This is a genomic window from Pseudomonas shahriarae, assembly GCF_014268455.2.
GTDB lineage: Bacteria > Pseudomonadota > Gammaproteobacteria > Pseudomonadales > Pseudomonadaceae > Aquipseudomonas > Aquipseudomonas shahriarae.
This window is the reverse complement of sequence record NZ_CP077085.1, coordinates 5,993,629-6,010,119: the sequence shown is the minus strand read 5'-3', so window position 1 is coordinate 6,010,119 and position 16,491 is coordinate 5,993,629. Positions and strand designations below refer to the sequence as shown.

Annotated in this window: 14 protein-coding genes; 8 read left to right on the top strand and 6 right to left on the bottom strand. The window is 60.8% G+C overall.

Annotated features, from left to right (window positions below):
* The first annotated feature begins 56 nt into the window (after positions 1–56).
* On the top strand, positions 57–1,292 hold the full coding sequence (locus HU773_RS27080) for a sterol desaturase family protein (protein ID WP_120734323.1): 1,236 nt from the start codon (positions 57–59) through the stop codon (positions 1,290–1,292).
* Here the strand turns inward: HU773_RS27080 and HU773_RS27075 are convergent.
* Positions 1,273–1,917, bottom strand: a complete 645-nt coding sequence (locus tag HU773_RS27075) for a DedA family protein (protein WP_120734322.1) — start codon at positions 1,915–1,917, stop codon at positions 1,273–1,275. The two genes, HU773_RS27080 and HU773_RS27075, sit on opposite strands and share 20 nt — an antisense overlap.
* Positions 1,918–2,135: 218 nt before the next feature.
* On the opposite strand from HU773_RS27075, the gene hemB reads away from it, so the two are divergent.
* The 3 genes from hemB (at position 2,136) to HU773_RS27060 (ending at position 7,033) form a co-directional block, all read left to right on the top strand.
* Entirely contained in the window at positions 2,136–3,149 is a 1,014-nt protein-coding gene (gene hemB, locus HU773_RS27070; RefSeq protein ID WP_057960958.1) for a porphobilinogen synthase, read from the top strand.
* Between the two features lie 18 nt (positions 3,150–3,167).
* Positions 3,168–5,390, top strand: a complete 2,223-nt coding sequence (gene ppk1, locus HU773_RS27065) for a polyphosphate kinase 1 (RefSeq protein ID WP_115129255.1) — start codon at positions 3,168–3,170, stop codon at positions 5,388–5,390.
* 233 nt (positions 5,391–5,623) lie between these two features.
* Entirely contained in the window at positions 5,624–7,033 is a 1,410-nt protein-coding gene (locus tag HU773_RS27060) for an amidase family protein (RefSeq protein WP_186624996.1), read from the top strand.
* Between the two features lie 3 nt (positions 7,034–7,036).
* Here the strand turns inward: HU773_RS27060 and ppx are convergent, their stop codons facing one another.
* Positions 7,037–8,539 carry an exopolyphosphatase gene (gene ppx, locus HU773_RS27055; RefSeq protein ID WP_057960956.1) on the bottom strand — a complete coding sequence of 501 codons (1,503 nt, stop codon included), beginning with the start codon at positions 8,537–8,539 and terminating at the stop codon, positions 7,037–7,039.
* 480 nt (positions 8,540–9,019) lie between these two features.
* Between ppx and HU773_RS27050 the strand changes: the two genes are divergently transcribed.
* The 4 genes from HU773_RS27050 to HU773_RS27035 all read left to right on the top strand — a co-directional run bounded on the left by HU773_RS27050 (position 9,020) and on the right by HU773_RS27035 (position 13,566).
* The gene (locus HU773_RS27050; RefSeq protein WP_057440460.1) at positions 9,020–9,676 is read left to right on the top strand and encodes a DUF1120 domain-containing protein; all 657 of its coding nucleotides are present in this window, start codon (positions 9,020–9,022) and stop codon (positions 9,674–9,676) included.
* A 111-nt stretch (positions 9,677–9,787) separates the two neighbouring features.
* Positions 9,788–10,504, top strand: coding sequence for a fimbria/pilus chaperone family protein (locus tag HU773_RS27045; protein WP_186624988.1), 717 nt, complete (start codon positions 9,788–9,790; stop codon positions 10,502–10,504).
* A gap of 7 nt (positions 10,505–10,511) precedes the next feature.
* Positions 10,512–13,031, top strand: a complete 2,520-nt coding sequence (locus HU773_RS27040) for a fimbria/pilus outer membrane usher protein (RefSeq protein ID WP_170059883.1) — start codon at positions 10,512–10,514, stop codon at positions 13,029–13,031.
* Positions 13,021–13,566, top strand: coding sequence for a DUF1120 domain-containing protein (locus HU773_RS27035; RefSeq protein WP_225923824.1), 546 nt, complete (start codon positions 13,021–13,023; stop codon positions 13,564–13,566). Before HU773_RS27040 ends, HU773_RS27035 begins: the two co-directional genes overlap by 11 nt.
* Positions 13,567–13,570: 4 nt before the next feature.
* Here HU773_RS27035 and HU773_RS27030 read toward each other — a convergent pair whose 3' ends face one another.
* From HU773_RS27030 to HU773_RS27015, 4 genes are read right to left on the bottom strand one after another with little or no spacing between them, the layout of a single operon-like run.
* On the bottom strand, positions 13,571–14,308 hold the full coding sequence (locus tag HU773_RS27030; protein ID WP_057440457.1) for an amino acid ABC transporter ATP-binding protein: 738 nt from the start codon (positions 14,306–14,308) through the stop codon (positions 13,571–13,573).
* Positions 14,295–14,945 carry an amino acid ABC transporter permease gene (locus HU773_RS27025; protein ID WP_186624986.1) on the bottom strand — a complete coding sequence of 217 codons (651 nt, stop codon included), beginning with the start codon at positions 14,943–14,945 and terminating at the stop codon, positions 14,295–14,297. Before HU773_RS27025 ends, HU773_RS27030 begins: the two co-directional genes overlap by 14 nt.
* Positions 14,942–15,610 carry an amino acid ABC transporter permease gene (locus HU773_RS27020; RefSeq protein ID WP_186624984.1) on the bottom strand — a complete coding sequence of 223 codons (669 nt, stop codon included), beginning with the start codon at positions 15,608–15,610 and terminating at the stop codon, positions 14,942–14,944. Before HU773_RS27020 ends, HU773_RS27025 begins: the two co-directional genes overlap by 4 nt.
* 14 nt (positions 15,611–15,624) lie before the next feature.
* Complete coding sequence (locus HU773_RS27015; protein WP_186624982.1) at positions 15,625–16,410, bottom strand: transporter substrate-binding domain-containing protein; 786 nt, start codon at positions 16,408–16,410, stop codon at positions 15,625–15,627.
* Between the last annotated feature and the right edge of the window lie 81 nt (positions 16,411–16,491).

Sequence of the window (16,491 nt, the reverse complement as noted above, 5' to 3'; positions counted from 1 at the left end):
GGGATATCCGGTCACTGGCCTAACCTTGATGTAACAATAATTGACCGGACTGGCCCATGGACTTCGTCCCTTACGCGGTACCGTTTTTCATTGCCTTGATTGTGGTCGAACTGTTGGCTGACCGTTGGCGCGGCGAGCGCAACTACCGGGTGGCTGACGCCATCAACAGCTTGAGCACCGGTGTATTGTCCACCACCACTGGGCTGCTGACCAAAGGCGTGGGCCTGCTGACCTACGCCTTCGCCCTCAAGCATTTGGCACTGTTCGAGCTGCCAACCCAGAGCGCCTGGACCTGGGTGTTCGCCTTTGTCCTCTACGACTTCTGCTACTACTGGCTGCATCGCTGCGGCCACGAGCGCAATATTCTGTGGGCGGCGCACTCGGTGCATCACCAGAGCGAGGACTATAACCTCACCACCGCCTTGCGCCAGACCAGCACGGGCTTTTTGCTGAGCTGGATCTTCTATCTGCCACTGGCTGTCGTCGGCGTGCCGCTGCTGGTGTTTATCAGCGTGGCGTCGCTCAACCTGTTGTATCAATTCTGGGTGCATACCCGCCATGTGCCCAAGCTCGGTTGGTTCGAGTGGTTTTTCGTCACCCCGTCCAATCATCGGGCCCACCATGCACAGAACGCTCTCTACATGGATCGCAACTACGGCGGGGTGTTCATTATTTGGGACCGTTTGTTTGGCTCGTTCCAGGAAGAAGACGAAAACGAGCCGGTGATCTTTGGCGTGACCACGCCTCTGGCCAGTTGGAATCCGCTGTGGGCCAACCTGCAGTTCTATGCCCAGCTGTGGAGTGATGCCCGGCGTACCGAAAGTGGGTGGGACAAACTGCGCATCTGGTTCATGCGCACCGGCTGGCGCCCGGCGGACGTCAAGGCCAAGTACCCACTGGCCAAGCCGGACTTGAGCCAGTTCCGTAAATTCGAGGTGCCCCTGGACGCGCGCCAGCAGATTTACATCGCCCTGCAATTTGCCGCGTATGTGGGGTTGGGCAGCTATTTGATGAATGTTGGCGAAGGCATGCCGACGGCTGCGCTGGTGCTGGGTTGGAGTGTGATGGCACTGGGACTGTTTACCCTGGGCGTGGCCCTGGAAAATCGCCCGTGGGCCTTGAAGGCCGAGTTGCTGCGGTTGGGGCTGAATGTGCCGCTGGTGTGGCTGGCGCCGCTGGTCGGGTTGTGGCCGGCCAGTGCGTTGGGCTGGCCGGGGCTTGCCAGCTATAGCCTGCTCAGTGTCATCGGCCTCTACTGTTGCAGGGGCCGGCTTACTCGATGGGTGTCGTAGGCTCGGGCTTTTTCAGCTCGGCCAGTTGCTCCTGCGCCAGCCGGGCTTTTTCGGTCGCGCAGTTTTCCCGGGTCAGGCGGGCGTTGCGGATGCGCCGGCGCAGCCACAAGCCCAGGCCGAGTACCAGCAAGGCACCCAACACCCACAGCTCATATTTCTTGACGCTGCCCAGCATACCTTCGAGCACAGCGCCGAAGTGGTAGGCCGCCGCGCCCAGTGCTGCTGCCCAGATCGCCGCGCCGATACCGTTGAGAAACAAGTAGCGCCCCGGCGGGTAGCCGGACAGGCCAATGGCCACGGGCATGACCGTGCGCAGGCCATAGACGAAGCGGAAACTCAGAACCCAGATATCGGGGTGTCGGCGGATATGCTCCAATGCCCGATCGCCCAGCAGTTGCCAGCGTGGCCTGCGCGCCAACAATTTGCGCCCATGCTTGCGGCCCATGAAGTACCAGAGCTGGTCGCCGGCGTAGCTGCCGAAGAACGCCACCACCACCACCACGTTGATATCCATGTATCCGCGGAACGCAAGGAAGCCTGCGAGAACCAGGATGGTCTCACCTTCAAAGAACGTCCCCAGGAAGAGGGCAAAGTAGCCAAAGTCATTCAGAAATTGTTGGAGCATTGTCTGGGTGCTGGCGAAATGAACGCGCAGCCTACGCCTTCGTGAACATTCATGAAAGTATCGAGATGTGTCACGAAGTGAACATTTCCTACGGAAAGCATGAATGCGACTACAGGTCACATGCCGGTCGTATGAGTAAGCACAACTGTCATTCCTTCGTCATAATGGCCGCTTATAACTGTCACGCTCGCCCGTCAAGTCGGGCTCAGGAGTCTGCCGTGAGCTTTACCCCCGCCCAACGCCTGTTTCCCGCTACCCGCCTGCGCCGCAACCGTCGTGATGATTTTTCCCGTCGTCTGGTGCGTGAAAACGTCCTGACGGTGAATGATCTGATCCTGCCGGTGTTTGTGCTCGACGGTGAAAATCGTCGGGAAGCGGTGGCGTCGATGCCGGGTGTCGAGCGTTTGACCATTGATCTGCTGCTGCAAGAGGCGGCGCAGTGGGTTGAACTGGGGATCCCGGCGCTGGCGCTGTTCCCGGTCACGCCCGCCGGGCTCAAGTCCCTGGACGCCGCCGAGGCCTGGAACCCCGAAGGCATTGCCCAGCGTGCGACCCGCGCCCTGCGCGAGCGTTTCCCGGAGCTTGGGGTGATTACTGACGTGGCGCTGGACCCGTTTACCACCCACGGGCAGGATGGCATCCTGGATGAAGAAGGCTATGTGCAGAACGACATCACCGTCGACGCACTGGTCAAGCAGGCGCTGTCCCATGCCGCTGCAGGCGCCCAGGTGGTGGCCCCGTCAGACATGATGGACGGCCGGATCCAGGCGATCCGCGAGGCGTTGGAACTGGCCGGGCACGTCAATGTGCGGATCATGGCCTATTCAGCCAAGTACGCCAGCGCCTACTACGGCCCGTTCCGCGATGCGGTCGGCTCGGCGTTGAACCTGGGCAAGGCCAACAAGGCCTCGTACCAGATGGACCCGGCCAATAGCCACGAAGCCCTGCACGAAGTGGCGGCGGACCTGGCTGAAGGCGCTGATATGGTGATGGTCAAGCCCGGTATGCCGTACCTGGACATCCTTTATCGGGTCAAGGAGGAATTCAAGGTGCCGACCTTTGTCTATCAGGTCAGTGGTGAATACGCCATGCACATGGCTGCGATTCAAAATGGCTGGTTGAGTGAAGGCGTCATCCTGGAATCCCTTACCGCCTTTAAACGTGCGGGTGCCGATGGCATCCTGACTTACTTTGCCGCCCGTGCCGCCCAATTGCTTAGAGAGCAACAATAGCCCTCACAGGAACACTCGATGAATACCGAAGGACTCACAGAAGTTGCCGTAAAAGATGCGCACCCGGTAGTTGAACAGGTCGCCGAAACCCCGCCGGAGCTTGCGCCTGAGCAGCCTGCCGTGGTCGCGGAGCCGGTGGTGGCGGCACCGCCTATCGTGATTCCGAACCTGGATGACAGCAGCCTGTACATCCATCGCGAGCTGTCGCAACTGCAATTCAATATCCGCGTGTTGGAACAGGCGCTGGATGAGTCCTATCCGTTGCTGGAGCGTTTGAAGTTCCTGCTGATCTTCTCCAGCAACCTGGACGAGTTCTTCGAGATTCGTGTCGCCGGCCTCAAGAAACAGATCACCTTTGCCCGTGAGCAGGCCGGCGCCGACGGCTTGCAGCCGCACCAGGCCCTGGCGCGCATCAGCGAGCTGGTGCATGGCCATGTGGATCGCCAATACGCCATCCTCAACGACATCCTGCTGCCGGAGCTGGAAAAGCACCAAGTGCGCTTCATCCGTCGCCGCAACTGGACCGTCAAGCTCAAGACCTGGGTCCGTCGCTATTTCCGTGACGAGATCGCGCCGATCATCACCCCGATTGGCCTGGACCCGACGCACCCGTTCCCGCTGCTGGTGAACAAGAGCCTGAACTTTATCGTCGAGCTCGAAGGGATCGATGCCTTCGGCCGTGATTCGGGCCTGGCGATCATCCCCGCACCGCGCCTGTTGCCACGCATCATCAAGGTACCGGAAGAGGTCGGGGGGGCTGGCGATAACTATGTATTCCTTTCGTCGATGATCCACGCCCACGCCGATGACCTGTTCCAGGGCATGAAGGTCAAGGGTTGCTACCAGTTCCGCCTGACCCGAAACGCCGACCTGGCGGTAGACACCGAAGACGTCGAAGACCTGGCCCGCGCCCTGCGTGGCGAGCTGTTCTCGCGGCGCTACGGTGACGCGGTGCGCCTGGAAGTGGCGGATACCTGCCCCAAACATTTGTCGGACTACCTGCTCAAGCAATTCAACCTGGCCGAGACCGAGCTGTACCAGGTCAACGGCCCGGTGAACCTGACGCGCCTGTTCAGCATCACCAGCCTGGACAGCCATCCGGAGCTGCAATACACGCCGTTCACCCCGCAGATTCCGAAACTGCTGCAAAACAGCGAAAACATCTTCAGCGTGGTCAGCAAGCAAGACATTCTGCTGCTGCACCCGTTCGAGTCGTTCACCCCGGTGGTCGATCTGTTGCGCCAGGCCGCCAAGGACCCCCATGTCCTGGCCGTGCGCCAGACCCTCTACCGCAGCGGTGCCAACTCGGAAATCGTCGATGCGCTGGTGGACGCCGCGCGTAACGGCAAGGAAGTCACGGTGGTGATCGAGCTGCGTGCGCGGTTCGACGAAGAGTCCAACCTGCAACTGGCCAGCCGCCTGCAAGCGGCCGGTGCGGTAGTGATCTATGGCGTGGTGGGCTTCAAGACCCACGCCAAGATGATGCTGATCCTGCGCCGCGAGGCCGGTGAGATCGTGCGTTACGCGCACCTGGGCACCGGTAACTATCACGCCGGCAACGCCAAGCTCTACACCGACTACAGCTTGCTGACTTCCGACGACGCGCTGTGCGAAGACGTCGGCAAACTGTTCAGCCAGTTGATCGGCATGGGCAAGACGCTGCGCATGAAAAAGCTGCTGCATGCGCCGTTCACCCTGAAGAAGGGCATGCTCGACATGATTGCCCGCGAGACCCAGTTCGCCATCGACGGCAAGCCGGCGCACATCATCGCCAAGTTCAACTCGCTGACCGATCCGAAGATCATCCGCGCGCTGTACAAGGCCAGCCAGTCCGGCGTGCGTATCGACCTGGTGGTGCGTGGCATGTGCTGCCTGCGCCCGGGCATTGCCGGGGTGTCCCACAATATCCACGTGCGTTCGATCATCGGCCGCTTCCTGGAGCACACGCGGGTGTTCTACTTCCTCAATGGCGGTGAAGAGCAGATGTTCCTCTCCAGCGCCGACTGGATGGAGCGCAACCTCGACAAGCGTGTGGAGACCTGCTTCCCGGTGGAAGGCAAGAAGCTGATCATGCGGGTCAAGAAAGAGTTGGAGAGTTATCTGACCGATAACACCCACAGCTGGAGCCTGCAGTCCGATGGGCGCTACGTGCGCAACACCCCGACGGGCAACCAGAACCCGCGCAGTGCCCAGGCCACGTTGCTGGAGCGGTTGGGCAGCCCGTTGCTGGCGGTTCGCTGATATCGACTAGACCTACATCCCTCACTGGGAAATCGGACAGGACCGTCAGATTTCCCAGGTTGGGGATCCCATGCTCCCGTTCCTAGACTGACCTTGGGCTATCAGACGATAGCCTGTACAGGGCAGTTAAGGAGTTTTCGATGGTGGGATCAGGCATAGGTATCGGGTTCGGAACTGCGGGGCTATTCGAGGCGCTGGCCTTGCCGCCGAAGGGCTACCGCAGTGCACAGGCCATGGCGTCCGATATGGCTGGGGCGGTAGTCACTTCAGAGTCCCTGGTGCGGGACTCATTAAAAAGTATTGCCAACATCGATCAGGGTCTGCAGGGCGGCAATGCCTTTGTGCAGGTTAACCCCGATGCGCGTGAACAGGCTCGGGCGCGTGACCAGGAGCGAGCCAGCGGTACCGTGCGCGGTTTTTTGCACGGCGTGCCGATTGCCCTGAAAGATGTCTTCGAAACCAGTGGGAAAATGCACACCAGTGCCGGTTCCCGTGCGCTGGTCGGCTCACCGACGAGCAAAAACGCCAAGGTTGTGGATAACTTGCTCAAGGCCGGGGCCGTGATCGTGGGCAAGACCAATATGAGCGAACTGTCCAACTTCCGCTCCAGCGTGCCGGTGGATGGCTGGAGCTCCCGTGGTGGGCAAACGCTTAACCCCCATCGGCTGGGAGGGCAGGTGGCAGGGTCCAGTTCGGGATCGGCGGTGGCGGTCGCCCAGGGGCTTGTGCCGCTGGCATTGGGCATCGAGACCAATGGCTCGGTGGTTGCCCCGGCGGCCTACAACGGCGTGGTCGGTTTGAAAACCACGGCCGGGCTGGTGAGTACCGAAGGGGTGATGACCAGTTCAAAACTGGACGCGGTGGGCACCTTTACGCGCAACGTGCGCGATGCTGGCGAAGCGCTCAATGCCATGACCGAAACAACGGCCTACACCGCCGGGCTCACACCGGATGCCTTGCAGGGCAAGCGCATTGGCTACACGCCGCTGCCGGTGCTGTCGCCTGAAGACGCCAGGGACCCGGCCCTGCGTGCGGACCGGAAGCACTTCGAAGACGCGATCGCGATGCTCGGGGCCAAGGGGGCAGTCATGGTGCCGATAGGCAGGCTGGACGCGGGTGTCTCACGTGAGGCTTACGATCAATACAGTGACGCGCTGCTGGCCGGGATCAAGCAAAACCTGAACAGCTACCTGGCCGGCCGGGAAGGCCTGCCAGTGAAGTCGCTGGCTGAACTGATTGCCTTCAACGAGCGCGACAAGCAAGCCGGGGAACCGGACCAGGCGTTGCTGGAGCACATCAACAGCCTGGACGTGACGGATGAGCAGCGCGAGCAACTGTGGGCGGCCGTTCTGCCGATTTTCAAAGGCACCCTCGACAAGCCGCTGAGCGAACACCGCCTCGATGCCATCGTGTCGAACTTTCGCGCCGACAGTTACTACTTTGCCGCCGCCGCCGGTTACCCCGGCATCTCGGTGCCCTCGGGCATGGATGATGAGGGTATGCCGACCGCGCTGCACTTTTACGGTACGGGCAACAGTGAAGCCACACTGCTCGCGGTCGCCTATGGTTATGAACAGGCCACGCAGGCTATCCGTGAGCCGGCGTTCCTGCCGGGGGCGCCGGTGTCGTCCGAGAGCGTCTAGGGGTTAGCGCACATTCAGGCTGAAGCCCACTCGCGTCAGCCACTCGGCTTCCTGGGCGAAATCCGCCTGGGTCAGTTGGTTCTCGTCCAGCCAGCCTTTAGGGAACACCACATCCAGGCTGTCGCCGTTGGCGCGCAGGGTGACTTGCGGCATCTGCTGAGTGCCGCGAATGTGGTGGAACAGGATCGCAAAGCGCAGCAGGGCACACAGGCGAATCAGCTTGATGCCCTCGGCGCCGAACTCGGCGAACTTGTCCCTGGGGATGTTACGGCGATGGCCGCGCACCAGCAGCGCCAGCATCTGCTGATCCTCGCGGGAAAACCCTGCCAGGTCGGAGTGTTCGATCAGGTACGCGCCGTGTTTGTGGTAATGGTAGTGGGCGATATCCAGCCCTACTTCATGGACCTTGGCGGCCCAGCCCAGCAGTTCACGCCAGACCCCGTCTTCCAGTTCCCAATCTGCAGCGACCTGGTCGAAGGCATGCAACGCTTTGCGCTCGACCCGCGCCGCCTGTTCCAGGTCGACGTGGTAACGCTCCATTAGCGAGCCCAGGGTGCGTTCACGCACGTCTTCGTGGTGATGGCGACCCAGCAGGTCGTAGAGCACGCCTTCACGCAGGGCGCCATCGCAATGGTCCATGCGTTGCAGTTCGAGGGCGTCGAAGATGGCTTCGAGGATTGCCAGGCCTGCAGGGAAGATGGTCCGGCGGTCGGGCTTGATGCCGTCGAAGTCGATCTTCTCGGCATCCCCAAGTTTGAACAGTTTGCGCTTGAGCCAGGCCAGGCCTTCGGCATTCACCTCACCGGTGCCATGACCGCCGGCCTTCAGGGCCAGGCCGATGGCGCGGATAGTGCCGGATGAGCCGATGGCTTCATCCCAGGTCAGGCGGTGCAGGGCGTGTTCGATGCTCATGATCTCCAGCCGCGCCGCCGTGTACGCCTGGGCGTAGCGGGCCGGGGTGATCTTGCCGTCCTTGAAATAGCGCTGGGTGTAGCTGACGCAGCCCATTTGCAGGCTTTCGCGCAGCAACGGCTCGAAGCGCTGGCCGATGATGAACTCGGTGCTGCCGCCGCCAATGTCGGCCACCAGGCGCTTGCCGGGGGTATCGGCCAGGGTGTGGGAGACGCCGAGGTAGATCAGGCGTGCTTCTTCACGGCCGGAAATCACTTCTACCGGGTGCCCGAGGATCTCCTCGGCACGGCGGATGAATTCGCCGCGGTTACGCGCTTCGCGCAACGCGTTGGTGCCAACGATGCGCACGGCGCCCTGGGGCATGCCGTTGATCAGTTGGGCAAAACGCTTGAGGCAATCGAGCCCGCGCTGCATGGATTCTTCGTTGAGCTTGCGCTCGTCGTCGATTCCGGCAGCCAGTTGTACCTTTTCGCCGAGCCGCTCAAGGATGCGGATCTCACCGTTCTGGGCCTTGGCCACGACCATGTGAAAGCTGTTGGAGCCCAGGTCGATGGCGGCGATCAGGGACAGATTCTTGGCTTGGGATTGCGGCATGGGTAGGGGATCTCGGTCGATAACCTCGCCATCGTGCCACGATCAAACGCTGACGCCAACGCGTAGTGCGCAGAGGAGTTCTCCTACGGAGGTTCGGGACGCAGGTTTGTAGGGAATGTAGGGGGGCTCCATTGGTTCCTTGTAATTATTCCGTAGGATCTATGGGAAACAGTAGAATTTCAAAATTTGGAAACTTCTCTTGATTTAACCTACATCTTAAGATCAGTTATACCCATTGGTTATTTGTTTGGTACTACTCTTGAGTTGGGTTAAGGCGACGATTGTTTTTTATTGTTCTGACAGTAATCAGGGTATTGTCTTATTCTTTAGTGGGGTGCATGCGGGAGAGACTGTCACTCGGCAATTCTGCCTTGGTGTTATTTATTTACAGCTCATTTGTCACGGATGGCGGGATGTTGGGCAATGCAATTGCCCGGGTAGGAATAAAGGCACCTGATAACTTCTAGTGACAGGTTCAGCATGAAAAAAATATCTGGTTTGGTAATGGGTGTTGTCTGTTTGGCCGCAAGCGTGGTTGCACACGCCGATACAAGTGGTTCGGGGAACTTGAGGGTCATTGGCACTATCAAGCCAGCGCCCTGCACGGTCAGTATCAGCAGCGGCGTCATTGATTATGGTCAGATCAGTGCAGCTTCTATCTTGCCAAATGCTTTCAACCCCTTGCAGGAGAAAACCCTGCCGCTGTCCGTGAACTGCGGCACCGCGGCTACGCAGATGGCGCTGTCGGTATCTGACACGCAGGCGGCCAGCACCGTTGCGGGTATCCTGGGAACCGGCTTCGCCGAATCCCAGAACTTTGGCCTGGGTGCGGTGGATGGCCGGCGTACCGGTGGCTATTCGGTCAGGCTTTCGAACCTGTCCAGCGCCGGTGCCAGCCTGCTACCGCTCAAAAGGACCAGTTCCGTCGCAGCCTGGATGTATAGCGCCGATGGCCGGGTCGACAAGTTCCCGTACCAGCACTCCTGGAGCCGCACCACCAGCCCGGTTCCAGCACTGGTCAACGTTGTCAGCGGCACGATCAACGTCAAGGCCGTCATCAACCGGGGCAGCGCCCTGGACCTGAGCAAGGATGTTCCTTTGAACGGCCTTGCCACCTTAGTCGTTACTCGTATCTAAACAGGTAGTAAATCCGCACTGCAGTCGTAACTAGCTGTTGCGACTGCGTGCGGGCTGCTTACAGTTCTGGGTGTATTGACGGTCTCTTAAATTGTGTGTGGGTAGAACTTGATGAGTTTTCTTTTCAATACAGTTGCTGCCCTGCTAGGGGGCGTAAGTCTTTCTCTGCTACTACATGGCAACGTACTGGCTGACGGTATGGAGCCTGAAACATCTGTTGTAATTCTTTATGAAGAAAATGGCGAGGCGACTATTAATGTCAAGAATACCGATGCCGGTCCGGCTTTATTACATTCGGTCATTCAAAATCTTGCTGAAGACCCGGAACCATTATTGATTGTTACGCCGCCGATTGCGCGCGTGGAACCTGGCGAAACACAACTAGTGCGCTTTATCGCAACACTCAAGGAACCACTCAAGACTCAACGCTTGAAGCGGGTCACTTTTGAAGGGATTCCCCAGGCCAGGGCCGAAGGGCGTGCGACCATTGGTATCACCATTCGCCAGGACCTGCCGCTGATCCTGCACCCCCAGGGTTTGCCGCGGCTTGAAGAGCCCTGGAAGTTGCTCAAGTGGACCCTGCAAGGCAATCGCCTGGCCGTGCAGAACGACAGTGCCTACGTTGTCCGCTTGGGCTTACAGGTGCAGCTGCTGCCGGCCAAGCGCCCGGCAATATTGTCGCGCACCTATGTGCTGCCTGGCGAAACGCTTTGGACCACGGTCGAGGGCAATGTCGCAGGGGTCAATGCCGTCGAGATTCAACCGGCGACGGTCTACGGCTATTCGACCTCCGTCTACCAGGCTCCCGTTGTTGTCGAGGCGGGTTGATCGAGCTATGAGAACTGTCGACAAAGCCGGTTGTTTCAATCAGTCCGCATCGTTCTTCCGGGCCCCGGGCTCCCTGGCGTATGGCTCGGGCATTGTCATCGGGCTGGCCTCACTGTGCAGCGGGCCTGCCCATGCCTTGGAGCTGGGAGAGGGGTTTGATCTTGCCGTACTCTCTGCGAACGGTATTGACCCGAAGGTTGCCCATTATTTTCGCAGTGCGGCGCGCTTTCGCGAGGGCGTCCATGTGGTCGGGTTGCGGGTCAACGGCAACCCACTGGGCTTGGTGGAAGCGCGTTTCGACTATGAAGGGCAGCTGTGTTTCACCCCCGGCCTGCTGGAAAAGGCCGGGCTGCGCGTCCCGGCGATGGTCACTCGCCAGGGCATCGCGCGCGATCAGGCGTGCCATGATTTTGTCGGTGAGTACCCGGCGACCCTTGTGCGGCTGAGCCCTGGCAGCGATGAAGTCTCCCTGGTGGTGCCCACCCAGTCGATGCGCGAGTTTGAATGGGGCGGGGGCAATGCTTCCCAGGGTGGCATGGCGGCCTTGTTCAACTACGACGTGCAGGGTTTTGAGGATCGTTTCAACAGTGGCTCTTCCCGCTCCGTCTCCGCCTATACCGAGGCGGGGTTCAACCTGGGCAACTGGATTGTGCGCAGTCGCCAGTTTTATATCTCCGATAATGGCAAGGCCAGCAGCGAGCATGTGAACGCCTACGCCCAGCGCGATTTCGCGGGCCTGCGCTCGACCTTTCAGGTGGGGCAGATCTCCAGCAACAACCCGGTGTTCGGCGGGCTGCAGCTCTCCGGCCTGCAACTGTTCCCCGATGGGCAGTCGCGCGCGGCCGGCGGCAGCGCGGTGGTGGTCGAAGGGCTGGCTCGCAGCCCGTCCAGGGTGGAGGTGCGCCAGTCAGGGGTGTTGATCCATACCACCCTGGTACCGGAAGGCCCTTTCTCCCTGACTGACCTGCCGTTGCTCAATGGCACCAGCGACCTGGAGGTGAACGTGATTGGCACCCGTGGCGGTGGGCACAGCTTCAGGGTACCTGCGGCGTCCTTTGGCGCGAGTGTGCCGGTGGTGCCGGGCTACTTCTTTTCCATGGGCAAGGTGCGGGGCGCAACGCTGGACGAGCGGGAGCCCCCGGTGGTGGCGATGGCCAGTGGTACCTGGGGCCTTGGGCGCAGTTCTTCGCTGGGTTTTGGCCTATTGAGCACTGACGAGTACCAGGCCGCGGGCGGAACATGGAGCAGCGTTTTTTTCCAGCGGCTGGCAGTGGGCGGGCGTCACAACCTGTCTCGCGATGGTTCAGGCAATGTCAACGGCGCTCGCAGCTCCATTTCATTGAGTAGCCCGCTGTCTGCCAGCCTTGAGGCCAACCTCAGCGCTACACGCCAGACGCGGGGGTATCGCGAAGTCACGGAGGCCGGGCTGTCGAGCGCCCGCGACGACCTGGACGCGCGCTTCAAGAACCAATACACCCTGGGCCTGAGCTGGGCTGACCCGCTGCTGGGTGGCTTCTCCATCAGCTACTCGCACAGTGCGCAATTTGACGGGCAATCGGCTGAACATGTCTTTGCCTCCTGGAACCGAGACTTCAGTGGCACCCAGGTGTCGTTGATCGCCGACTCCCGGGTGGGTGGGGCTCGACCGCGCAAGGAGCGGAATATCCGCCGCCACGAGCGCAATGATGCTCTCGAGACAGGGCTGTCGCTGCGATTGCAAGTCACCATGCCATTTGGCGGCGAACGTCGTGTCACTTCCTATGCCAGCCGGCGCGGGGGCGAGGTGGAGTTCGGCAGCGCGTTCAGTGATCGGGTGAACGACTATGTGAATTATGAGGTGGGTGTTGCCCGGGAGCAGACGAGTGGTGATCAGTCGGTTCAAGGCCGGGTAAATGCCATACCGCGTTACACCCAGGTTGGCTTGGGCATGCGTCGCGACTCTTTCAGTACCAGCTACACCGGGCAATTGCAGGGCGGCGTGGTGGCCCATGAACGCGGTGTGACGTTCTCGCCCTACGCCGTCCAGGACACCTTTGGCATCGTCTCGGTGGGCGATGTTGGCGCGGTCAAGGTCGCGACCCCCCAGGGCCCGGTCTGGACCGATTATCGCGGGCAGGCGGTGATCGCCGGTTTGCCGGCCTACCTCAACAGTAACGTTGAGGTGCAGACCCGCTCCCTGCCCAAGCGTGTCGACCTGAAAAACGGCACCAAGGCACTCACGGCGGGTCGTGGATCCTTCAATACCGTTGATTTCGAGGTGGTGAAAGTGCGCCGCCTGCTGCTGGAAGTGCGTGACGAGCAAGGGCGCCCCTTGCCTCAAGGGGCCTCGGTATTCGGCCCGGGCAATGCCTTCCTGACCAGCGTGGTGGGTGAGGGCATGGTGTTCCTGAACAATCTGGACGAGTCGCAAACCCTGAGCGTCTCCCTGCCGGATTCAACCTCCTGTGTATTGCAACTCAACCCTGAGCCAGAAACCGATGACGACAAACTCTACGAAACAGGTTCGGCAGTCTGCCGTGCGCAGTGAATCCCTGAACCGCTTTGGGCCTGGCCTCGCTCTGTGCAGCGTGCTGCTGTGGGCGGGGCTGATGCCGGAGGAAGCGCTGGCGGGTGAATGCCGTATGTCCTTGAGCCAGCCCCGGGTCGACTACGGTTTGATCCGCAGCGCGGAGCGGGCGGGAGACCAGTTGGCCCTGGGGAAACGCACGCTGCAACTGAACATCGCCTGTGCCGAGTCGGCACCCATGGCCCTGCGTTTCACGGGGGTGTCTGCCGGGTCGAAAGGTTTTCGGTTCGGCCGCCAAGGCTATTTCACCCTGAGCCTGCAGCATCCTCAGGTGGATGGGCAGGCGGTGGAGTTGCGGGTGTCGGGAGAGCCGCCAAGCGGACAGTTGTTGCCCGGCCAGACGCTGGTCGCACGGGCAGGCGGCGCCCCGATACACGGGCGCCGATTTACAGCGCTGGTGAACATCGAGACCTTTGTGCCAGCGGTCGGGCTGGCAGTGCGTGACGAAACGGCCTTCGAGGGGCAGGGCAGTTTCGAATGGGTACCCGGCGCCTGAAGCCTCAGCCTGGTTGTTCCACCGAGCCTATAAAGTTAGCCAATTCGGGCGTGCGCGGTTGGGCAAACAGGACGTTCGGGTCGCCGACTTCATGCACCTTGCCCTGATGCATGAACACCAGCTTGTCGCCGACCTCACGGGCAAAGCGCATTTCATGGGTGACCATGATCAGGGTCATGCCGTCCTTGGCCAGTTGGCGCACCACGCTGAGGACTTCATTGACCAGTTCAGGGTCCAGCGCCGAGGTGATTTCATCGCACAGCAACACCTTGGGCGACATCGCCAGCGCGCGGGCGATCGCCACCCGTTGCTGCTGGCCGCCAGACAGGCGATCGGGGAATGCATCGAACTTTTCCCCCAGGCCGACCCGCTCCAGCATCTGCCGGGCCAGCTCCGCAGCCTTGGCCTTGGCGACTTTTTGCACGACCTGGGGCGCGAGCATGACGTTTTCACCCACGGTCAAATGGGGGAACAGGTTGAATTGCTGGAACACCATGCCGACTTTTTGCCGCAGGCTGCGCAGGTCGGCGCGGGCCGCGTCGAGGTATTCGCCGTCGACCTCAATCACCCCGTCGTTGATCGACTCCAGGCCGTTGAGGGTGCGCAGCAGCGTGGATTTTCCCGAGCCGCTGCGGCCGATGATTGCTACCACCTGGCCTTCCTCGATACTCAAGTCGATGCCCTTGAGCACATGGTGATCGCCGTAATACTTATGCAGCGCGGATATTCTAAGCAGAGGCATGCAGTCTCCTTTCCAGGTAGCGGGCACTGAGGGACAAGGGGTAGCAGAGCAGGAAGTAACCGAGCGCCACCAGGCCGTAGACCATGAAGGGCTCGAAGGTGGCATTGGCGAGCATGCCGCCGGTCTTGGTCAGTTCGGTGAAGCCGATGATCGAGGTCACCGCTGTGCCCTTGACCACCTGCACCGAGAACCCCACCGTCGGCGCCACGGCAATTCGCAGGGCCTGGGGCAATATCACGTAGCGCAGTTGCTCATAAGGGTTGAGGGCCAGGCTGGCGGAGGCTTCCCACTGCCCGTGGGCGATGGAGTCGACACAGCCGCGCCAGATATCGGCCAGGTAGGCACTGGTAAACAGGGTCAGGGCAATCGCGGCGGCCAGCCACGGCGAGATATCAATCCCCAGCAAGGCGATGCCGAAAAACACCAGGAACAGTTGCATCAGCAGCGGTGTGCCCTGGAACAGTTCGATATAGGTCCGGGCAATATTGCGCGGTAGCGCCTTTTTGCTGATGCGCAGGGTCATCACCAGCAGGCCAATCAGCCCGCCGCCGACAAACGCCACCAGCGACAGCAGCAGGGTCCATTGCAGGCCGGTCAGCAGGTTGCGCACGATGTCCCAGAACGAAAAATCACTCATCGGCTGTTCCTCATCACATAGCGGTGACCGATCCAATTGAGCAACTGGCGGATCATCAACGCCATGCACAGGTACACCAGCGTGGTCAGGGCATAGGTTTCAAAGGCGCGGAAATTGCGCGATTGAATAAAGTTGGCGGCAAAACTCAACTCTTCAGTGGCGATCTGCGAGCACACCGCCGAGCCAAGCATCACGATGATGATCTGGCTGCTCAGGGCCGGCCAGACCTTGCCCAGCGCCGGCAGCAGCACCACATGGCGGAACGCTTCAAAGCGGGTCATCGCCAGCGCTGCCGCGGCCTCCAGCTGCCCACGAGGGATCGCCTGGATCCCGGCGCGGATGATCTCCGTGGAATAGGCCCCCAGGTTGATCACCATCGCCAGTACTGCGGCCTGCCATTCGGAAATCTGTACTCCCAGTGAAGGCAGGCCGAAGAAGATAAAGAACAACTGCACCAGAAACGGCGTGTTGCGAATCAACTCGACATACACCCCGAAGAGCCAGCAGAACGGCTGGATTTTCCATGCCCGCACTACGGCGCCGACGATGCCCAGGGCCACGCCGAGGAGGGCGCCGATGGCTGTCAGCTCCAGGGTGAACAGCGCGCCGCGCAACAACAGGTCGGTATTGGCCAGCACCGGCACAAAGTCGAATTGATAGGCCATCAATCAGCTCCGCTTCAGAGATCGGCAGGCAATGGTTCTTTGAGCCACTGCATCGCGTTCTTTTGCAGGCTGCCGTCAGCCTTGGCGGCGACCAGGATCTGGTTGACCTTCTCCAGCAGTGCCGGCTCGTTTTTGTTCACGCCGATATACACCGGCGAATCCTTGAGTTTGACTTTCAACGCCGGCACCCGCTTGGGGTTGCGCTCGCTGATCGCCACCATCACCACGTTGCCACTGGCGATCAGGTCTACCTGGCCGGCGAGGTAGGCGGCGATGGTCGAGTTGTTATCCTCGAAGCGCTTGATCGTGGCTTCCTTGGGGGCGACAGCGCTCAACTCGATATCTTCGATGGCACCGCGGGTCACGCTGATGGTCTTGCCCTTGAGATCGTCCAGGGTCGCAATCGCCGCGTCAGGCGGGCCGAACACGGCGAGATAGAACGGCGCGTAGGCCTTGGAGAAGTCGATGACCTTCTCGCGATCCGGGTTCTTGCCCAGGCTGGAAATCACCAGGTCCACTTTGCCGGTGGTCAGGAACGGGATGCGGTTGGTGCTGTTGACCGGGGTCAGTTCCAGTTTGACCTTGAGCTGCTCGGCCAGCAGTTTTGCGGTGTCGATGTCCAGGCCGCGCGGCTTCATATCGGGGCCGACCGAGCCGAAGGGCGGGAAGTCCTGGGGCACTGCGACCTTGAGGGTGCCACGGGCGACGATATCGTCCAGGCCATTGGCCTGGGCTGGCGTCTGGCTGAGCATCAGGCTGGCAAACAAGGCAGTGAGCAGGGCGCTGCAACGCTTGGTCATGGCAACTCTCCGAAAAGGGCGAAGGGATTTTCTGAGTCTTGCCAGTGCACAGCCCATGCCATGCCGCGCCAAAGCGCCTGC